Here is an 18807-nt window from a genome sequence, read left to right on the forward strand (position 1 = left end):
GGTGTCAAGCAGGATTCTTGCGCTTGACCGATAGTGAAGACGCATCTAGCGTTTAATCATCTGATTTATAGGTGTTCCATTGAAGATCACGACCATCTCGACCCGCGTGGTCAATGCCGAAATGCGGAACTGGGTGTTCGTGAAGGTGGAGACCGACGAGCCGGGCCTTTTCGGCTGGGGCGAGGCTACGCTGGAGTGGAAAACCCGCGCCGTGGTCGGAGCCATCGACGATCTCGCGCCGCTGCTGATCGGTCGCGATCCCAGAGACATCGAACAGGCCGTACGGGTCATGACCAAGCAAAGCTTCTGGCGGCTAGGGGCTATCGGCATGAGCGCGGTGTCGGGGATCGAACTGGCACTCTGGGACATCCTGGGAAAACATCTCGATGTGCCGGTGTGGCGCCTGCTCGGTGGCCAGGTGCGCGACAAGGTCGGGGTCTATACCCATCTCGGCATGGGCGACATGCGGGCGGTCTACGAGACGGATTCGCTGGAGCCGCTGGTGGAGCGGGCGCGCGAGGTGGTCGAGAGCGGCTATCGCGCCTTCAAGGCCGTGTTCATCCCCTATACGCACTATCACGCCCCGCTGCCGCAGGTAGACAAGGTGGCGCGGATGATGGAGGCCATGCGCGCCGCCGTTGGCGATGAGGTGGAAATCATGGTCGATTTCCATGGACGACCAGCCTCCGCGGGCGCAGCTCTTGCCTATATCGAAGCGCTGGCAGCAGGCCGGCCGATGTTCGTGGAAGAGCCGGTGCCGCCAGCAGATTTCCAGAGCCTAAAGCGGCTCGCCGAAAAAACCAGCATTCCGCTCGCGACGGGCGAACGGTTGATCGACCGCGGCGAGTTTGAAGCGCTGTTTGCTACCGGCGCAATCGACATCGTGCAGCCCGATATCTGCCATTGCGGCGGCCTGCTCGAAGCCAAGAAGGTGGCAGCGCGGGCAGAAACGCTGGGCATTGGCGTGGCGCCGCATAACCCGCTGGGGCCGATCGCCGGCGTCGCGGCGCTGCACTTTGCGGTGTCGACGCCCAATCACGTCATCCAGGAAGAGATGGTTGGTGCCGTGCCCTGGTACTTTGATGTGGTGCAGGGCCCTATCCGCATGGTGGATGGTTTCTGGCAGGTGCCGGATGCGCCGGGGCTTGGTATCGTCGTTGACGAAGCGGAATGCGCAAAACACCCCTATGTGCAGGAAGTGTTGCACACCCAGAATGCGGTGATGCCCGACGGTACGGTAGTGGACTGGTAGACATGCGGCTCAAGGACAAGATCGCCATTATCACCGGCGCAGGACGCGGCATTGGCGCGGCCATCGCCGAAGCGTTTGTGCGCGAGGGCGCCACCGTTTTCATCGCCGAACGCGATGTGACGACCGGCTCTGCCACGGCGGCCCGGTTGGGCGATCGCGCCCATTTCGTTGAGACCGACGTCACCGACCAGAAATCGGTCGATGCGATGCTCGCCATCGTGCTTCTGCGCAGCGGCCGGATCGATACGCTGGTCAACAATGCCGGCATCAACGTTTTTCACGATCCTCTCGAGACCAGCGACGCCGAATGGCAGCGCTGTATGGCCGTCGATCTTGAAGGAGTGTGGCGCATGTGCCGCGCGGTGCTGCCGAGCATGCTGGAAGGCACAGGGGGGAGCGTCGTCAATATCGCCTCCTCGCACAGCTCCACCATCATTCCTGGCACCTTTCCCTATCCGGTGGCCAAGCACGGCCTGCTGGGCCTGACACGGGCGCTGGGGATCGAGTATGCGGCGCGCAATATCCGCGTGAACGCCATCGCGCCGGGCTATATCGAGACCGATCTCGCGGTCGAATACTGGAATGGTTTTGCCGACCCGGCGGCAGAGCGGCAGCGCACCTATGACCTGCACCCGCCAAAACGCATCGGCAAGCCCGAGGAAGTGGCGATGACCGCCGTGTTCCTCGCCAGCGACGAGGCCCCCTTCATCAATGCCACCTCCATCGCCATCGATGGTGGACGCTCGGTGCTCTACCACGAGTGAAGCGTGGCGCGGCGGGGCAGCGCCTGCTAAGCCTTGGATGCCCGAAAAGGACCCAACGAGTGACCCTGGTCGAAACCGCCAAACCCATGCTCAAGCCGCGCGTGCACCGGCATGTGGTCAAGACGCTCGCCCAGCGTATCCTCAGCAGCGAGTTTGCCCCCGGCTCAGCCCTGCCGCCCGAACCGGACCTGTGCCTCAGTTTCAATGTCAGCCGCAGCGCCATCCGTGAAGCGGTCAAGGTACTCGACAGCAAGGGCATGGTAACGACACGGCCGCGCACCGGCACGCTGGTGCGGCCGCGCGAAGACTGGAACCTGCTCGATCCAGATGTGCTGGCCTGGTCGATGGAACTCCATCCCAGCGCCGAACTGGTGCTGAGCCTCATCGAGGCGCGGCAGGTGATCGAGCCGGCGGCAGCGCGCTTTGCGGCACTCAGGGCCTCTGCGGGCGATATCGCGCCTCTCGAAGACGCCTTTGCGCGTATGGGCCGGTTCAAGGCCGCCCAGGATTTTGAGGCCTTCAACAAGGCCGATATCGATTTTCACACGGCGCTCCTGCGCGCCAGCGGCAATATCGTTTTCCAGCAATTGTCCAATACGATCGGGGCAGCGCTGGCCTATTCCTTCCGGCTGACGATTTCCCGGGCCCGAGAACCAGGCGCATCACTGCCCAATCATGGCGAGGTGATCGAACGCATCCGGCTGCGCGACAGCGAAGGCGCCTATGCCTCGATGGCAAGACTGCTCAATATCGCCATTGTCGATCTTGGGATCGGCCAATCCAGCCTTTGAATAGTCTGAAGTCTTCCCTTGCCCAGAGAATGCGGTGACAGCACATTGGCGCGAAGGAGAATTCTATGCGTCAACGAACGATCGTATGTCCCCTGATTCAGAACAATGGCGAGTATTTGCTGGTGCGAATGCCCACGGATCGTGGCGTCTTTCCAGGACAATGGGCCCTTTCTGGCGGCGGCCTTGAGGCAGGCGAAACCATTGAAGAGGGACTGCGTCGAGAGATCCGAGAAGAGCTCGGCGAGCGCCTGGTGATCGACAAAGTCGAACCATGGACCTTTCGCGATGACGTCAGGACCAAGACATATCCCGATGGCACCACAGAGCAGATCTATATGATCTACCTGATCTTTGATTGCGAAGCGTCAAACCGTGACGTGGTTATAAACGACGAATTCGACAGCTTCGCGTGGGTCAAGCCTGCAGACTTTGCCGCGTTCGAATTGAATGCCGCTACGCGGATCACGCTGAAGCTTCGGGGCCTGCTGACCTAATTCATAAGGCCGCCCGATTTCGGCTCATGCTCGGGCTTGGATGGCAAAACGAGAGGCCGTCGTAGCTGTCGGCCTAACGAGGCGGCTGCCCTTCCTATTTGTGCTTCACATAGGGCGAAGAGCGGCGGCCCGTCGATGGCCATCAACGCCGTGACGCCAATGGCCAACTGACAGCCACGAAAACCAGGCCTGCAGCAACCAGAACGAAGGCCGTGCTGAGGCTCCAGTGCTGGGCGACGAAGCCAATGGCTGCGGGCCCCACGAGAATGCCAGCATAGCCCAGGGTCGTGATCGCAGCGACGGCGAGGCTGGCCGGCATGCGGGTCTGGTTACCGGCTGCGGTGAAAAGCACCGGAACAATATTTGAGGCGCCGATGCCGACCAGCAGGAAGCCGGCAAAAGCGAGCGGCTGGACGGGTGCAAACACGGCCAGCAGGAAACCGGCGGCAGCGACAATGCCGCCGCCCACGACCACTTTCAGGCCGCCCAGGGTTTTGACGATGGCGTCTCCGGTGAGACGTCCAAAGGTCATGGCGATAGCGAACATGGTGTAGCCAAAGCCTGCCTGCATCGGATCGACCTGGTGGGTATTGATGAGGAAAAGCGCGCTCCAGTCCAAAATTGCGCCCTCGCCGAGGAAGACCAGGAAGCACAACAGGCCGATAAACATCACGATGCCCTTGGGGATGACGAAGAGCGGGGTGCTGCCGGCTTCGCGATTGCCATAAGGCAAGAGTCCGGAGAACGAGCCGATCAGCAAAACCACGAGCATGGCGCTGATGACCAACGTGGCAGTGAGCGGAGCGATGCCGACGGCGAGCAGCAGGCTCACCCCGCCAGCACCGACAATGCCGCCGAGACTGAAAAGCCCGTGGAAACCGGACATCATGTTCCGGCCGCTGTCCTTTTCGACCATCACGGCCTGAATGTTCATCGCCACGTCAATGGTGCCCACGCTAGCGCCGAACAACGCCAACGCGATGGCGAGGCCTGGAACCGTGTCGACAATGGCAAGGAATGGCAGCACCACGGCGACCGCGATGGAACTCGCCACGATGATGGCCCGACAGCCGAAACGGCTGGCGAGGACGCCAGTGATGGGCATGGCGACGATCGAGCCTAGTCCAAGGCACAAAAGCAACAATCCCAGAGCACCGTCCTCGACGCCAACGCGGGCCTTGGCAAAGGGCACGAGCGGCGCCCAGGCCGCCATGGCGAGCCCGGCAACCAGGAAGACCGCTCTCGTGGCCCATTGTTCGCGGCGACCCGTGATCGGATGGTGAATCATGGTTGCTGTTGCGGACATGTGCGGGCTTCCGAAAGAATGGGCGTTCCAGAGACGCTATTGCAGAATATGCACGAACGTGCAAGATCGTGCATTAACGAGAACGTGTAATGCTGACAGACGAGCGGCTCGACCGCATCCGCGACATGTTGACGGCGAATGGCAGGGTCGTTGCCAATGACCTGGCCGCGCAATTCGCCGTGTCCGATGACACCATCCGCCGCGATCTGCGGGAACTCGCCCGGCAGGGTTTTTGCCGTCGCGTATATGGCGGGGCCCTCTTGCCTTCGCCGGATACCGGCGCGCTGGCCATTCGGGCGACTTCGCAGCAAAGCGCCAAGGCGAGCCTGGCGCGCGCGGCTGTCACTTTGGTGAAGGAAGGGCAGACGATCTTCATCGACGCCGGCTCGACCAATCTGGCGATTGCCCAGGCTCTGCCGACTGATCTGCGCCTGACGGTGGTGACAAATGCGCCGGGTGTCGCGTCTGCTCTGTCCCATCACCCAAAGATCTCGGTTATCGTGTTGGGCGGGCTTTATGACCAGGCCAAAGGCGCGTGCCTTGGGCCCCAGACGATCCGCGAGGCAAACCAGATTTTTGCTGACATGTTCATCCTCGGGGCATGCGGCGTCGATGCCGGCATTGGGTTGACTGCACTGGACGCGGGCGAGGCCGAGGTGAAGCGCGCCATGATCGGCCAGAGCAGCCTGCTGATGATTGCTGCGACAGCGGACAAGCTTGGCACCGTGGCGCCCTTCAAGATCGCCGAGCCGTCGCGTATCGACCATCTCGTTGTGGAGAGCGGTATGGCCGATACTTCCCGCTACGCTCAGCTCGACATTGCGGTGCATATGGCCGCTGACTAAGTCAGCCACACTGCAATTGCCTTGTCCGTGTTCCCGACCGCTTAGGTTTCATCTCAAAGGCGGAAATGGGGTCCCAACACTTCGCTCTGGGAGTAGGAAGGAGACCGGCAACTGTCGGTAAGCGGCTGAGCCCTTAGTCGGCACAGGCAGTATATGGGTTGGCTTTCAGTTCAGGGTACATCTTGCACAGCGCTTCCACATTAACGCCGCCGCCGCCCGGCCGAACAACCAGATCCTCGGTGTTGATGACAAGATCGGGAATGCTGATACCGGCTTGTCTGGCTGCTGTCTCCAGCGTCATCCCTCCTCGTCCTAGCGCGAACGGCGCAGCGCGACGGCCTGCCAGGTCGAATACGTCGCCTTTGATGGTCTGTTGCAGTAACGCGCTGAAGTCCGACCTCGCCGTGCATTCGGACCTTCCTGCAGGCAAGCCGGTCACTGGGTTGTAGCGGTCTGCGCCATATTTGAAGCAGATAGTGTTCTCCTGCATGCCCGAATAGTACCGGCCCTCCAGGACCTCTGTGCTGCCGCCATACCAGAGATATGTCTTTCCTCGTGGCCCCATAAAGATGATATGCGAGCCTTGCTCAGGATGCTGCAATAGAACCGTCTGGCCACCATCGTTGAACTGCGCAAAGGCAACAGGAACCAGTAACAGTGTGACTAAAATGGCCGTAATGAGCGAACGCATATATCCTCCAACGCTACGCCGGAGCCGGTACCGCATCTTTGACAACCCGCGACACTTGGAAAGACACAATCGGCCACATGCGCAGCAGACGGCAGCTTTGCGGATTTAGCAAGCCAATAGGCAACTCCGTGGCCGGGGGCCCGGGACTTTGCCAGCGCTGAGTCGGTGAATGGCGGCGAAGGCAAGTGTCGGCCTGCACTCGCCAATGTCACATAGTCAGTGAACGATCACCTCTATTGAAGCTTCAAGCTGCAGGGCGACAGTCTCCCAATCGCTGGCGAAGGGACCATAGGCGGTTTTGATTTCGACACCGACAGGTAATTCAGGGCATTCATTCTCGCCATTACTACCCCAATTGACCCAGCCAGATTGACGGCGTTGCACGATCTGGAAGGCGCCGGAAGGCCTTGAAGTCCACCAGATCATGGCGCGACCGGTTTCGGAGTGGAATTCGACCGTCTTGTCCGCGGGACCGGGAAAGATGGTTTCGTGCGGCACCGCGGAAACATCGACCGGCTCCTCGGCGAACTGCCAAAGCCGCTCAGGCAGATCTGCCTTAACATGCGATTCCGCGCGGACCCTGGCGAGACGCTCGGTGATTTCCTCGTCGCTCAGCACGCCTTCCCATTTGCAGAACAGGCGCCAGTAGAGATCCCAGTGCGCGCTTTCGATATCGGATAGCTGATCGCGGAACTCGTTGAACTTTTCGCTGGTCGAATTCGACTGCTGCACGGTCTCGCCGACCATCGCCACCAGCTCGCCGGCGTAGGGGTCGCCAGAGCGGTAGCGCGTGCCGCCCATGGCCGCGAAACGGTCGAACACCAGCCTGCCCTGGCCGCCTTCGAACTCATCGCCGACGGTGATCTTGTTGGTAACCGAACGACCATTGATGACGGTCTGGAAGTCATCGACGCGGTATCGGCGGCCGAAAGAATGAGACTGGTGTGCAAAGATCCAGTCGATCGAGAAGGTCTTGCTCTTAAGCTCGGGCAACAGGCCATCGGGAATGGTGCCGTGCATGCGGTAGTGGTGCAGAACCGGGCCCTTTTCGACGGTCTCGATCTCGACAGTCGTGTGTTCGGGCGGATTGATGAGACCGTTTTCCGGCGTGAAGAAGGGGCCATAGAAGCCGCCGATTGCATTGTTGCCCGAGGGGAGCAGCTCAAATTCGTCGAAATGACCCTTGAAGTGCTTGATGCCCCATTTGGACGAGCCGAGCCCTTCGGCGCGGCCCGAGCACAGTTCGAGATCGAACGCGCCGGTATCGAGGCGAACGAAGCAATCGCTCTCGCGCCCCTGCAGTTCAACGATGCCAGCGACCGCTTCCGCCACGTCCACGGGGCGCTCCAGCGCGAAGCTGGTTTCGCCGACAAAGCTCACCACCGCAGCAAAAATCGTCTCGGCTTCCGATGAGCCAACATGGAGACGCTGGCAGAGAATGGCTTGGCCCTGGGCGTCCCGCGCCCACCAAAGGGCCTCGGTGTGGTTGCCGGGCACGGAAAAGCGAATGAGTTCGTTCTTGCGGCTGGTGCCGAGCGGATCGCGGACGGAAATAGTCGTCATCATGGGTCTCGAAAAGTGCGATTTGGAAAAGAAGTCAGCCCTTGGACGGGCCCTGGCCACGCCCGAACAGCACCGACAGCAATTCTGGCCGCTGCTTGAGACTGTCGATGGCGACGGCGAGGATGATGACCACGCCCTTGATCAGGAGCTGGGTGAAGAACTGGACATTGAGCAGGATGAGGCCCGTTGTCAGAACGCCCAGGATCACGGCGCCGATGAGGGTGCCAACGATGCGTCCCCGGCCGCCGACGAGACTGGTGCCACCAAGAACGACAGCGGCGATAGCGTCGAGCTCATAACCCGTGCCGGCGGTCGGCTGGGCCGAGATGACTCGCGCGGCAAAAATAACGCCGGCAAGACCCGCACAAATGCCTGCAACCACATAGACCGAGAGAATGATCCGATTGACCTGGACGCCGGCGAGGCGCGCCGCCTGGGCATTACCGCCCACGGCGTAAACATGGCGGCCATAGCGGGTGCGCTCGAGCACGAACCAGGCGACCAGGAACACCGCCGCCATGGCAATGACAGGGACCGGTATGCCGAGCAGGTATCCATTGCCCAAGTCCTTGAAATTGAGATCGCTTGAAACGATTGGCTGGCCATTGGTGATGGTATAGGCGAGGCCCCGCAAGAAGGTCATTGTGCCCAATGTGACGATGAATGGCGCCAGGGCGAGATAGGCCGTGAGCACGCCATTGACGAGCCCGCAGGCGCCGCCAACCGCCATGCCGATAACGACGGCCACGGGAGCCGGCACGCCCTCAATGGCGGCGATCACGGCAACTACGCCCGAGACCGCGACGATGGAGCCGACCGAGAGATCAATGCCCCCGGTGAGAATGACAAAGGTTAATCCGGCCGCGAGGATCGCATTGACCGAGATGGAGCGGGCGATGTTGAGGAGGTTATCGACGCGATTGAAGTTTGGCGCGAAGATGGACATCAGCACGACGAGCAGTATCAGCACCATCAGGATGCCGACACGATCCCACCACCAGGCGAAGTCGAACTGATTGCGTTGCTTGGTCACTGCCGCCTCGGCGACCGGTTCAGGACTAGCGTTCATGGCTGGGTTCCCGGGTTGGAGGTCTGGTGATTTGCGCCCGCGCCTACCGCGTATCGCATGACATTTTCTTCGCTGGCCTCATGGGCCTGCAGCTCTTTGACGATCCGGCCACCACGCACGACCAGCACGCGATCAGCGATGCCGATGGCTTCAGGCAGGTCGGATGAAATGACGAGGATCGCCTTGCCGGCTCGCGCCAGGGCATCGATGAGTTCATATATTTCGCGTTTGGCGCCGATATCGACGCCGCGCGTTGGCTCATCGAGGATCATCACGGGAGAGTCCCGCAACAGCCAGCGCGCGAGTGCGGCTTTCTGCTGATTACCGCCGGAAAGGGCGCGCGTTGGCAGGTCGATCGCATTCTTGCGCAGCCTAAGGCGCTCCATCTGCTCGAGGACAGCCTTGCGAACTGCGCCATCCCGGACAACTTCGCCGGACACGAATTGATCAAGCGACGAGATGGAGATGTTGCGCTCGACGCTGTGGTCAAGGAAGAGGCCCTGCCCCTTGCGGTCTTCGGGAACCATGGCGAGACCGTCGGCGATGGCTTTGGACGGATCGGCCGGGTTGCTCGGCCGGCCATTGACCAGCACCTTGCCACCACTGCGTCGATCGGCGCCAAAAACCAGCCGCGCAAGTTCGGTGCGGCCGGAGCCGACAAGGCCGGACATGCTGACGACTTCGCCAGCGCGGACCTGGAAACTCGCGGGTCCGAGCCCTGTGGCCTGGATGTCCTTTACATCGAGCACCACCTCTCCGGGAGCGCGCGGGTCATGGCGGTAGAGATCGCCGATGGAACGACCAACCATCATGCGGACGACGTCGGCTTCGCTCATTTCACCGCGGGTGCCGGTGCCGACATAGCCGCCATCACGGAAGACGGTGATGCGGTCCGCCAATTGCCAGACCTCTTCCATGCGATGGGAAATATAGATGAGTCCCACCCCTTCAGCGCGCATGCGATTGACGACGGCATAAAGCTCCTGCGCCTCGGCGCGCGATAGCGCCGCCGTGGGCTCGTCGAGCACTAGCACGCGCGCGTTTTCGCTGACGGCACGCGCGATCTCGACCATTTGCTGCATGCCGATGCCGAGCGAACCAAGCGGCTTTGTGGGGTCGATGTCGGCATGGATGCGCGCCAGCTTCTCGCGAGCGTCGCGCAGCACGCGACCGCGGTCGAGCATGCCAAAGCGGTTGCGAGGCTCCTGGCCGAGCGACAGGTTTTCGGCCACGGTCATGGCCGGAACGGTGTTGAGTTCCTGATGGATGATAGCGATGCCCTGGGCGCGCGCGTCGCGCGGTGTACGGATTTCGACCGGCTGGCCATCGATCAATATCGATCCCGCGTCACGTTGAATGTTTCCCGACAGGATTTTCATCAACGTCGATTTGCCGGCCCCGTTCTCACCCATGAGCGCGTGGACTTCGCCGGCCCGGAGGTCGAGACGAACGTCGTTAAGGGCGAGCGTGGCACCAAAGCGTTTGGTAATGCCGCTCAGCTCCAGCAATGGCTTGTCCATTTCGGCCTCCTTGAAAGGGTGGCCGGAGCGGGGAGAACGCTCCGGCCGTTCGGCTGGTACGAGGGACTTACCAGCCGGGATACTCGGCGACGTTGTCGCGCGTAACCAGAACGCTGGGGATCAGCACGTTGGTTTCGGTCAGGGCCTGGCCTTCAGTGATGGTGACGGCTGCCTTGACCGCCTGGCGCACCATTTCGCCGGGGTTCTGGGTGGCAGTACCGATGAAAGGCGAACCCTCACGGTTGAGCTCCTGCACTGCCTCCGGGCTGCCATCGACGCCGGTAACCTTGATCTGCGAGGACTTGCCGGCCTGTTCGACAGCCAGCACAGCGCCGAGAGCCGAGGGATCGTTCATGCCGAAGATACCGGTGACGTCGGGGTGAGCGGTCAACATGTCGGTGGTGACGGACATGCCCGATGCACGGTCATTGCGCGATGCCTGCTGGCCGACGATCTTGATGTCGGGATAGTTGGCGGCGACGTTCTTGCAGCCAGTGATGCGGTCGATGATGGTCTGGATCGGGGTACCATCGACGAGCAGGACCTCGCCCTTGCCGCCCATCTGGTCGAAGAGATACGTGCACGAGACTTCGCCAGCCTGCACCGCATTGGTCTGGAACACCGCATCGGCGCCGACGGCAGGGGTGTCGACGGCCATGACGATGATGCCGGCGGCCTTGGCGCGTTCGATGGCCGGAGCAATACCGGCCTGGTCGACGGCCGAGATCACGATGAGATCAACACCCTGCTGGATGAAGGCGTCGATCTGCGTGTTCTGGTTGGCGAGGTCGAGCTGAGCGTCCTGGGTGTTGAGCGTTGCGCCGATTTCAGCTGCCGCTTCCTTTGCGCCCTTTTCCATGGCGGCAAAGAAGGGGTTCGACATGTCCTGAACCATCAGGCCGATCTGCTCGATCTTGGCTGGTGCATCCTGGGCGACTGTCGGCACTAGGCCTGCAGCGAGAGCCAGAGCCGAAAGTGCGATCATGCTAAACGTTTTGGTTTTCATTTAGGGTCCTCCGTTCTCGGTCCTTCTCAATGCGCGGACCGACTTGCGCGTTGCTGCCGCCTAAAGCTGGCGGTTTCGAAAATTGCTAGGTACTAGGCCTGCCATGCGCACAGCCACAGGACTGGCGTACGATCAGCTCGGCGCCGACCTGTTTCTGATGCTCGGGGCGATAGACAGGAACGCTGCCTTCTCCGCGCTTTTCAGAGGCATCCTGCGCTAGCACTATCTCGGACAGGGTTCTCGCTGCCTCCTGGCCAATCTCTCCGCTTCGCTCATTGAGAAGCGTCAGAGGTGGTTGGATGAGGTTGGACCAGGCGAATTCGTCATAGCCGACGACGGCAATGTCATTCGGGACGCTGAGGCCACGCAGCCGAAAATGCTCGAGAGCGCCGAGCAGCATCGGGTTGTTACCGGCGATGAGCACATCCGGAAGCTGCCCCGACGTATCGAGGTGGGCCTTCAGCGCCTGAGCGGCCGAGACCGCGTCATTGGCGCTTTCGACGACGGTCAGGACCGCCCCGGCATTTGCCGCGGCATCGCGCAGGCCATGCTCGCGCTCGACGCGGGTCGACCATATGGCGGGATAGGCGAGGAACAGCCAATGCTTGTAGCCATGGCCCGCCAGATGGTCGCCGACGAGCATGCTGGCCTGATAGTTGTCGGTCGTGACGCTGGGCAGGTCGGGCGCTTCGGCAGGCGCCGAAGAGTCGACGAACACCACCGGAATGTCCCACTTGGACAACAGGTCGGTGTTTTCCTTGCGTAGGGTCAGGGTCGAAATGACGCCGGCCACGCGCGCCTCGATCAGGCGACGAACGGTGCGATCTTCCTGAGCCGGATCGTAATGACCATCAACCGCGACGTCAGCGATGATGACGGTCCAGGCCAGCGACTGCACCATGCTCTGGATGCCACCGATGAGATCGAGATAGTACGAGTTGGAGGTGCTGGCGGTGATGAGGCCGACCGAGTCCCGGTTGGTGCGGCGCAGGTCCTGCGCGGCGCGATTGGGGATGTAGCCGATGTCATTTGCAGCGGCGAGGACGCGCGCGCGGCTGTCGTCCGACACACCCTCGGCGCCCCGCAGCGCCTGCGAGATTGTATAGGTCGAAAGACCCGTCAACTTGCTGATGTCGCGTATCGTCGGGCGCGCCACAAAATCCTCCCGGCGGTCCATTTATAGACTCGCCTAAACGTTTATTTGCATAGCGGCTATGCAAATGAGAGTCAACTAAACGTTTTGGGACGCTCTTCGCACCATACGGGGACGGTGCCTTGGCGCTGGGCGACAAGCAGAGATTAGCCGAAGCAATCGCTATTCGATCCCGCATGGCTTCGACAGAGCGGCGCCATGCAGCATAGCGTAGTCGCGAGGCTCACAGCCTTGCGGCCAGTTTTTCTAATCTCTAAGACTTGTGTCCAAAGAGGGCGGTGGCCGTGACGAGTAGATTCGCATTCACGTCGGGAAGCTTGGAGCGTGCGGCCCATCTGCGAACATCTGAGGATTCCTATCGAGATGACCGCTCTCAAACGCTGATCTTTTGGCGAGGAAAGGTGCTCGTCGACCAGGATGGCATCCCCCTCTTTGCTCCCCTCGACCATTCTGCTCTGAAAGACTGCCGTGATCGGCCGTTGTTCCTCGGCATTACCGAGAATGGCCCGCGCTTCGCGTCGGACCTGACGCTGTGGGCACCTCCTGAAGACGCGGCAACGATCGGACAATTTGTCGATCAGAGTCTTCAGGTCCATCCAGATTGGCCAGCGGCGAAGTTTTCTGAAGTTCGAACGATTATGTCCGCGCTGTCAGCGTTGGATGGCGAATGTGTCGCGACCGGAAAGGCGCTGTTGGCTTGGCATTCGAGCCATCGCTTTTGTGCGAATTGCGGCAATCCAAGCACCGTCGAACACAGCGGCTGGGTGCGCAAATGTCCGCAGTGCGGCACGCAACATTTTCCACGAACAGACCCTGTTGTCATTATGGCCATCAGCAGAGGCGACGAGCTGCTGCTTGGCAGGGCGCCCAGTTGGCCGGAAAAGATGTATTCGCTCCTCGCCGGCTTTGTTGAGCCGGGCGAGACGATTGAAGCTGCCGTTCGTCGCGAGGTTTTGGAGGAGAGCCGGATTGAGGTTGGCAAAGTCCAATATGTGACCGGCCAACCCTGGCCATTCCCGATGTCGCTGATGTTCGGGTGCTACGGCGAAGCCAAGAGCGACGCGATCACCATCGACCCTGTCGAGCTGGCGGACGCACGGTGGGTGCGAAGAGACGAGGTGCTCGCCATACTGGATGGGAACCACCCCGATATCTCATGTCCGCGGGCAGGCACCATTGCCGGGGCGCTGATCGCTGCCTGGGCAAAGGGCGAATTATTCGACGAGCAACACTGGGCGCGTTAGTCCTCGGCCAGCAGGTGCCCCTTGGGGAACCCGCCACCTTCAACATCACTTCGGCCAGCTAAACCTAGCGCGCTGCATCAGCGATGATTTCAAAGCTGCGCAGCCGCTTCTGGTGATCGTAGATGTCTGACACGATCATGAGCTCATCTGCCTGTGTCCGCTCAATTGTCTGCTGTAAACGCCGCCGAACGGTCTCCTTGCTCCCGATGATGCTGAAGCTAAGCATCTGCCCAGCCTGAGCTCTCTCGGCCGGCGTCCAATAAGTGTCGATATCGGCGATCGGCGGTTGCATCAGGCGACGCTGCCCTCGGAAGATGTCGGCAAACGACATTTGCTGAGACGTCGCCAGCACCCTGGCCTCGTCATCAGTTTCCGCTGCGATCACATTGACGCCGACAAGCGCATATGGCGAGGCCGCCTGCTCGGATGCTTTGAAACGCTCGCGATAAATCGCCAGGGCCTGATCGAGTGCTTGCGGTGCAAAATGGGAGGCGAACCCGTAAGGCAACCCTAACTCCGCTGCCAGTTGGGCACCGAAGAGGCTCGAGCCCAAAATCCACAAAGGTACCTCGCTGCCCGAGCCGGGAACGGCCTCGATCCTCTGGTTTAGTCCTGCGGGGGCCAGGAAAGCCTGCAGCTCGAGCACGTCCTGGGGAAAATTGTCAGCATTAGAGGGGTCGCGCCTAAGTGCCCTCAGCGTGAGCTGATCGGTTCCGGGTGCACGGCCGAGGCCTAGATCGATGCGGCCAGGATAAAGCGTCTCGAGTGTTCCGAACTGTTCGGCAATCACATAGGGCGCGTGATTGGGCAACATGATGCCCCCGGCACCCACCCTGATCGTTTTCGTTCCCGCCGCAATATGGCTGATGACCAGCGAAGTCGCGGCCGTGGTCACGCCAGACGAATTATGGTGCTCAGCCACCCATATCCGACGATAGCCGAGCGCCTCTGCGTGTTGGCCAAGAGCACGTGCCTCATCGAGTGCGTCACGACGGCTTCCGCCCTCGCGGACGCGACCTAATTCGAGAATTGAAAGTGGGATCAATCGAGATTTCCTGTCCGGAATTTCGCTCGGCCGCGAAACAAGCTTTAGTGCTCAACGAAATGGACACTCAGCCCGTCCATATCAATAGAGCGAGCCAAGACTTTTAGCTTCGGGATGGGTGCTGGTCTTCGCACGCATCACAACCGGCCAACATATGGAGACCTGTCGATGCCGTCATAACGCTGAGAGCCTGATGATGGTGGAGCTAGGTCTGGCGAGATGCCCAGCGCAGAATCTCCGTGGAAGACATTGCCCCTGAAGTGCGGGCTACCTCCCTGCCCTCACGGAACATGATCATCGTCGGAATGCCACGGATACCGAGACGCGTCGCCATTTCTTGATTGTCATCTGAATTCAGCTTGACGAAGCGCATAGCTGGCTCGCCTCGGCCGGCTGCGGCTTCAAATTCAGGCCCCATTACGCGGCAAGGGCCGCACCACGGCGCCCAAACGTCAACAAGCACCGGAATGTCGGACTTGGCGATGTGCTTTTCGAGCACGGTGGCGGCGATGTCTACGGCATGCCCATCGAAAAGCACCTTGCCGCACCGACCGCATCTGGCTTCCCGCGCATCGTGACCATCGCCGATACGGTTCGTAGCGCTGCAATAAGAACATACGACATGTGCCATTGTAACCTCCATCGCAGCGCACCGGGCCGCTCTCGATCGTCAGCGCATCCTGCGCTTTCAGCCGGAGCTGACAGGTCCCAGATCTTGTCCCAACTCCGGAATTGTAAATTTTGCTGTTTGGAAACAGAAAGAAATCCGGGTAGTTCGCCCTGGGGTCTACATCGCCCTCATGCACCATTTCAAGTTTGGGATGGTTCGCGGAGAGACGGCCTACGGCAGCGATACAATTATTGGTCCGCAGACGTCGAGTTGACGGACAGTCCCCCGCGCCCTACCAATTAGCGCATGATGTTTGAAAACGACATGATCGTAGTAAGCGCGCGCATGGGCACGGCAGCATAGCTGTCAGGCGAAAGCACCCATGCGCGGAGAAATCAGCCCCTCACAGGGGCTTTTTTATTGCCTCGTTTCCTACACAAGCAATTGGCTTTGATCATGCCAGGTTCATCAGCTTCTCCTCGCCTATCCACGTTGGTCCTGCTGTCGGCACTCGCCATTCTGCCGATCAACTTCTTCCTTCCATCTCTTCCCCAAATGGCCGCCGAATTTGGCGTCGATTATGGACTGATCGGGCTTTCGCTGGCGGCCTATGCAATTGTGTCTGCCTGCCTTCAGCTCGTTCTATGCCCGCTCTCGGACCGTTTTGGTCGGCGGCCCGTGGTACTCGGGGCGCTGACTATATTTATCGCTGTGACACTCGGGTGCGCCGTCGCGCCGGATGCCTGGACCTTCCTGACCTGTCGGATGGTGCAGGCCGTGATCGCACCAACCTACGCAGTGTCGCTTGCGGTGATCCGTGACACCACCAATCGAGAGCAGGCCGCGGGTCGGTTCGGCTATCTCGCAATGGCTTGGGCTGTGGCACCCATGCTCGGCCCCACGGCAGGCGGGCTGCTTGATCAGATGTTTGGCTGGAGGGCCAGCTTCTATGTTCTGGCGCTCTTTGGGATCGCGGTCCTGGCATTGTGCTGGACCGACCTGCGCGAAACGAACACGTCGCGATCCCAAACGATGCTGGAGCAGTACAGAGCCTATCCCGAACTGCTCGGCTCCAAACGCTTCCTGGCCTATTGCCTGTGCATGGCTTTCTCGGTCGGCGCCTTCTATGCCTTCCTGGCTGGCGCCCCTCTGGCCGCCTCAGCATTCGATCTCTCGCCAGCAGTTCTGGGTCTCTACATGGGCTCGATCACAGGCGGCTTCATGCTCGGCAGTTTTCTGGCCGGACGGCTCGCTGGCAAGCTCCCGGAAGCCACCCTGCTGATTGCAGGTAGGACCGTGGCTTGCGGAGGGCTCGTGTTCGGCATCGTCCTTTACTTTGCCGGGGTCGATCATGTGGTGGCATTGTTCGGGCCATGCCTTTTCGTCGGGGTATCGAACGGACTGACGCAGCCTAGCGCCAATGCGGCGGCAATTTCGGTTCGCGCAACGCAGACGGGAAGCGCAGCCGGTCTCGCCGGCGCGATTACCGTCGCAGGCGCTTCCACTATGGCCGCGATCGCGGGTGCCGTTTTGACGGAAGAGAATGCTCGGTCTGGCCTGCTAGTGGTGATGCTGGCCTCAGCGATTATCGCCCTGGGTGCAGCGCTGTTTGCTCGCCATCTCGAAAGGAACTCCCCCCAAGCGACATAATCGAGGGACAGCGCGCTTTTGGCTTGACCCGCTACCTGCGGGCCTCACATGCCAACGGCCTCATCCTCTCGACCATATTGGCTTGGTGGTACGCCGGTGAATTTGGAAAATGCCACGCTGAAGGCACTGGCCGACCCATACCCGACACGTTTGGCGATTTCCTTGATGCCCCCATCGCGACGCCGCAGCATGTCCTTGGCGAGAGCCATGCGCCAGGACACCAGATACTCCATCGGGGCCATGCCGGTCTGCTTCTGAAACCGATCGAAGAATACGGAGCGCGACATGGTCGCGGCGCTCGCCAACTCGTCCACAGTCCATGCCCTTGAGGGCGCCTCATGCAGAAGGCGGATGATGGGGCCAAGGTGCTTGTCTGCCAAACCACGAAGCAGGCCAGGCGTTTCCAAGCCCGCCGCATCCGAACGAAGAGCCTCTATCAAAAGCAACTGCAGCAGACGCTCTAGCACAATGCTTTTCGCGGCCCGCTCTGCCTTCGCCTCCTCGCGGATCATCCGTACAAGGTCGGTAAGGCGGGCCTGACCGCGGATAAGTAGCAGGCAAGGGAGCAATGCGAAGACTAGTGTCGTATCGGGCGTTCCGAACGCGAGCCGCCCGATCAGGACACGCATATTGGGCAACCCAGATGGATCGCCGTGACGCGTTTCGTCGCCGATCTTTGTGACCCGTAACGGATCTTCACCATCGTCCGGCTCGTCATCGCTGACCATGGTGAACGTGTAGGCCGCTGGGATGAGGATAAAATCATCCGCTTCCAGGCGGATATCGGGGTGACCGTTGATCGACAGCTTTGTCGAGCCTTCGAGAATGACCGCGAAGAAGGGGCTGCCATCTCCGGCGCCATCTACGCGCCAGTGACCAGACCCGCTCGCCATTTTGGAGAAAGGCAAGCTGGGCTGCAGCATTGACACGATTTCAGCTAGCGGGTCGATCATTCGGACGATCTCTAACGTAATCAGGATCTTCCATTATAGGAGGTCCGAGGCTGACGGTCCACATAGGCGTGGTATTCACGCAAAGGACATTCCTATGAAAACCGTACTCATCACCGGCTGCTCTTCCGGTTTCGGTCTGGACACCGCCAAGCACTTCCTCGAACAGGGCTGGAAAGTCGTGGCCACGATGCGCTCGCCAAGGCCTGAACTTCTGCCGGCATCCGAAAACCTGGTCGTGCTACCGCTGGACGTGACAGATGATGAAAGCGTTCGTAACGCTGTCGAAACGGCCGGTCCGATCGACGTGCTGATCAACAATGCCGGCATCGGTTGGCTCAATGCGCTCGAGGGGACACCGATCAACGTTGCCCAGTCGATCTTCGAGACGAACACCATCGGGACCATGCGCATGGTCCGTGCGGTCCTGCCTCAATTCCGGGAGCGCGGGGCCGGGATCATTATCAACGTGACATCGAGCGTCACCATGAAGCCATTGCCGCTGCTGTCTGTCTATACGGCAAGCAAGGCCGCGGTGAATGCCTTCACGGAATCCCTGGCGCTCGAACTTGCTCCCTTCGGAATCGCGGTCAAAATCGTCCTGCCCGGCGCGGCCCCCGATACCAGTTTCGGCAGCAATGCGATGACGCTCCTGACGGCCAATGGTGGTTTCCCCGAAGCCTATTCGGGTTTCGCCAATGACGTCATCTCCGCCATGCGAACGCCCGGTAATCCCAAGACGCTTTCTTCGGATGTCGTCGAGGCCGTCTGGCGAGCAGCCACCGATCCGTCGGCACCGGTACGCATCCCCGCCGGCGCCGACGCCGTCGCGTTGGGCCACTAGCAGATGTGCC

The 18807-nt window shown here is 60.7% G+C and carries 18 protein-coding genes; 8 read left to right on the forward strand and 10 right to left on the reverse strand.

Translation table 11 applies throughout. From position 1 onward, the window contains the following. Window positions 1-79 precede the first annotated feature (79 nt). The 4 genes from dgoD (at window position 80) to nudI (ending at window position 3301) form a co-directional block, all read left to right on the forward strand. A complete protein-coding gene (dgoD, locus tag ABW043_RS15870; protein ID WP_353922172.1) occupies window positions 80-1252 on the forward strand; it encodes a galactonate dehydratase in 1173 nt (390 codons plus the stop codon). A gap of 2 nt (window positions 1253-1254) precedes the next feature. Continuing rightward, on the forward strand, window positions 1255-2016 hold the full coding sequence (locus tag ABW043_RS15875) for an SDR family oxidoreductase (protein ID WP_353922173.1): 762 nt from the start codon (window positions 1255-1257) through the stop codon (window positions 2014-2016). Between the two features lie 59 nt (window positions 2017-2075). Beyond that, window positions 2076-2807 (forward strand): FadR/GntR family transcriptional regulator, encoded by a 732-nt coding sequence (locus ABW043_RS15880; protein WP_353922174.1) that lies wholly within the window; start codon window positions 2076-2078, stop codon window positions 2805-2807. Window positions 2808-2872: 65 nt separating this feature from the next. Continuing rightward, complete coding sequence (gene nudI / locus ABW043_RS15885) at window positions 2873-3301, forward strand: nucleoside triphosphatase NudI (RefSeq protein ID WP_353922175.1); 429 nt, start codon at window positions 2873-2875, stop codon at window positions 3299-3301. Between the two features lie 142 nt (window positions 3302-3443). Here the strand turns inward: nudI and ABW043_RS15890 are convergent, their stop codons facing one another. Then, complete coding sequence (locus ABW043_RS15890; protein WP_353922176.1) at window positions 3444-4607, reverse strand: MFS transporter; 1164 nt, start codon at window positions 4605-4607, stop codon at window positions 3444-3446. A gap of 89 nt (window positions 4608-4696) precedes the next feature. Here ABW043_RS15890 and ABW043_RS15895 point away from each other — a divergent pair, with 89 nt between their 5' ends. Beyond that, window positions 4697-5452, forward strand: a complete 756-nt coding sequence (locus ABW043_RS15895; protein WP_353922177.1) for a DeoR/GlpR family DNA-binding transcription regulator — start codon at window positions 4697-4699, stop codon at window positions 5450-5452. A gap of 133 nt (window positions 5453-5585) precedes the next feature. Here ABW043_RS15895 and ABW043_RS15900 read toward each other — a convergent pair whose 3' ends face one another. From ABW043_RS15900 to ABW043_RS15925, 6 genes are all read right to left on the reverse strand, one after another. After that, complete coding sequence (locus tag ABW043_RS15900) at window positions 5586-6143, reverse strand: hypothetical protein (RefSeq protein ID WP_353922178.1); 558 nt, start codon at window positions 6141-6143, stop codon at window positions 5586-5588. 216 nt (window positions 6144-6359) lie between these two features. After that, the gene (locus ABW043_RS15905; protein ID WP_353922179.1) at window positions 6360-7706 is read right to left on the reverse strand and encodes a hypothetical protein; all 1347 of its coding nucleotides are present in this window, start codon (window positions 7704-7706) and stop codon (window positions 6360-6362) included. A 34-nt stretch (window positions 7707-7740) separates the two neighbouring features. Then, window positions 7741-8775 (reverse strand): ABC transporter permease subunit, encoded by a 1035-nt coding sequence (locus ABW043_RS15910; RefSeq protein ID WP_353922180.1) that lies wholly within the window; start codon window positions 8773-8775, stop codon window positions 7741-7743. After that, window positions 8772-10295, reverse strand: coding sequence for a sugar ABC transporter ATP-binding protein (locus tag ABW043_RS15915; protein WP_353922181.1), 1524 nt, complete (start codon window positions 10293-10295; stop codon window positions 8772-8774). Before ABW043_RS15915 ends, ABW043_RS15910 begins: the two co-directional genes overlap by 4 nt. A gap of 67 nt (window positions 10296-10362) precedes the next feature. Continuing rightward, window positions 10363-11301 carry an ABC transporter substrate-binding protein gene (locus ABW043_RS15920; protein WP_353922182.1) on the reverse strand — a complete coding sequence of 313 codons (939 nt, stop codon included), beginning with the start codon at window positions 11299-11301 and terminating at the stop codon, window positions 10363-10365. Window positions 11302-11386: 85 nt separating this feature from the next. After that, window positions 11387-12478, reverse strand: coding sequence for a LacI family DNA-binding transcriptional regulator (locus ABW043_RS15925; protein WP_353922183.1), 1092 nt, complete (start codon window positions 12476-12478; stop codon window positions 11387-11389). A 260-nt stretch (window positions 12479-12738) separates the two neighbouring features. Here ABW043_RS15925 and nudC point away from each other — a divergent pair, with 260 nt between their 5' ends. Continuing rightward, window positions 12739-13698 (forward strand): NAD(+) diphosphatase, encoded by a 960-nt coding sequence (gene nudC / locus ABW043_RS15930; RefSeq protein ID WP_353922184.1) that lies wholly within the window; start codon window positions 12739-12741, stop codon window positions 13696-13698. 64 nt (window positions 13699-13762) lie between these two features. Here the strand turns inward: nudC and ABW043_RS15935 are convergent, their stop codons facing one another. Together ABW043_RS15935 and trxC are read right to left on the reverse strand one after the other, a co-directional pair. After that, complete coding sequence (locus ABW043_RS15935) at window positions 13763-14743, reverse strand: LLM class flavin-dependent oxidoreductase (protein ID WP_353922185.1); 981 nt, start codon at window positions 14741-14743, stop codon at window positions 13763-13765. A 205-nt stretch (window positions 14744-14948) separates the two neighbouring features. Beyond that, entirely contained in the window at window positions 14949-15374 is a 426-nt protein-coding gene (gene trxC / locus ABW043_RS15940; protein ID WP_353922186.1) for a thioredoxin TrxC, read from the reverse strand. Window positions 15375-15845: 471 nt separating this feature from the next. Between trxC and ABW043_RS15945 the strand changes: the two genes are divergently transcribed. Further along, the gene (locus ABW043_RS15945) at window positions 15846-17003 is read left to right on the forward strand and encodes a multidrug effflux MFS transporter (RefSeq protein ID WP_353922187.1); all 1158 of its coding nucleotides are present in this window, start codon (window positions 15846-15848) and stop codon (window positions 17001-17003) included. A gap of 44 nt (window positions 17004-17047) precedes the next feature. Here the strand turns inward: ABW043_RS15945 and ABW043_RS15950 are convergent, their stop codons facing one another. After that, a complete protein-coding gene (locus ABW043_RS15950) occupies window positions 17048-17956 on the reverse strand; it encodes a helix-turn-helix transcriptional regulator (RefSeq protein WP_353922188.1) in 909 nt (302 codons plus the stop codon). Between the two features lie 94 nt (window positions 17957-18050). On the opposite strand from ABW043_RS15950, the gene ABW043_RS15955 reads away from it, so the two are divergent. Continuing rightward, a complete protein-coding gene (locus ABW043_RS15955) occupies window positions 18051-18797 on the forward strand; it encodes an SDR family oxidoreductase (RefSeq protein WP_353922189.1) in 747 nt (248 codons plus the stop codon). Window positions 18798-18807: the final 10 nt, after the last annotated feature.

Source organism: Devosia sp. (assembly GCF_040509215.1).
Lineage (GTDB): Bacteria > Pseudomonadota > Alphaproteobacteria > Rhizobiales > Devosiaceae > Devosia.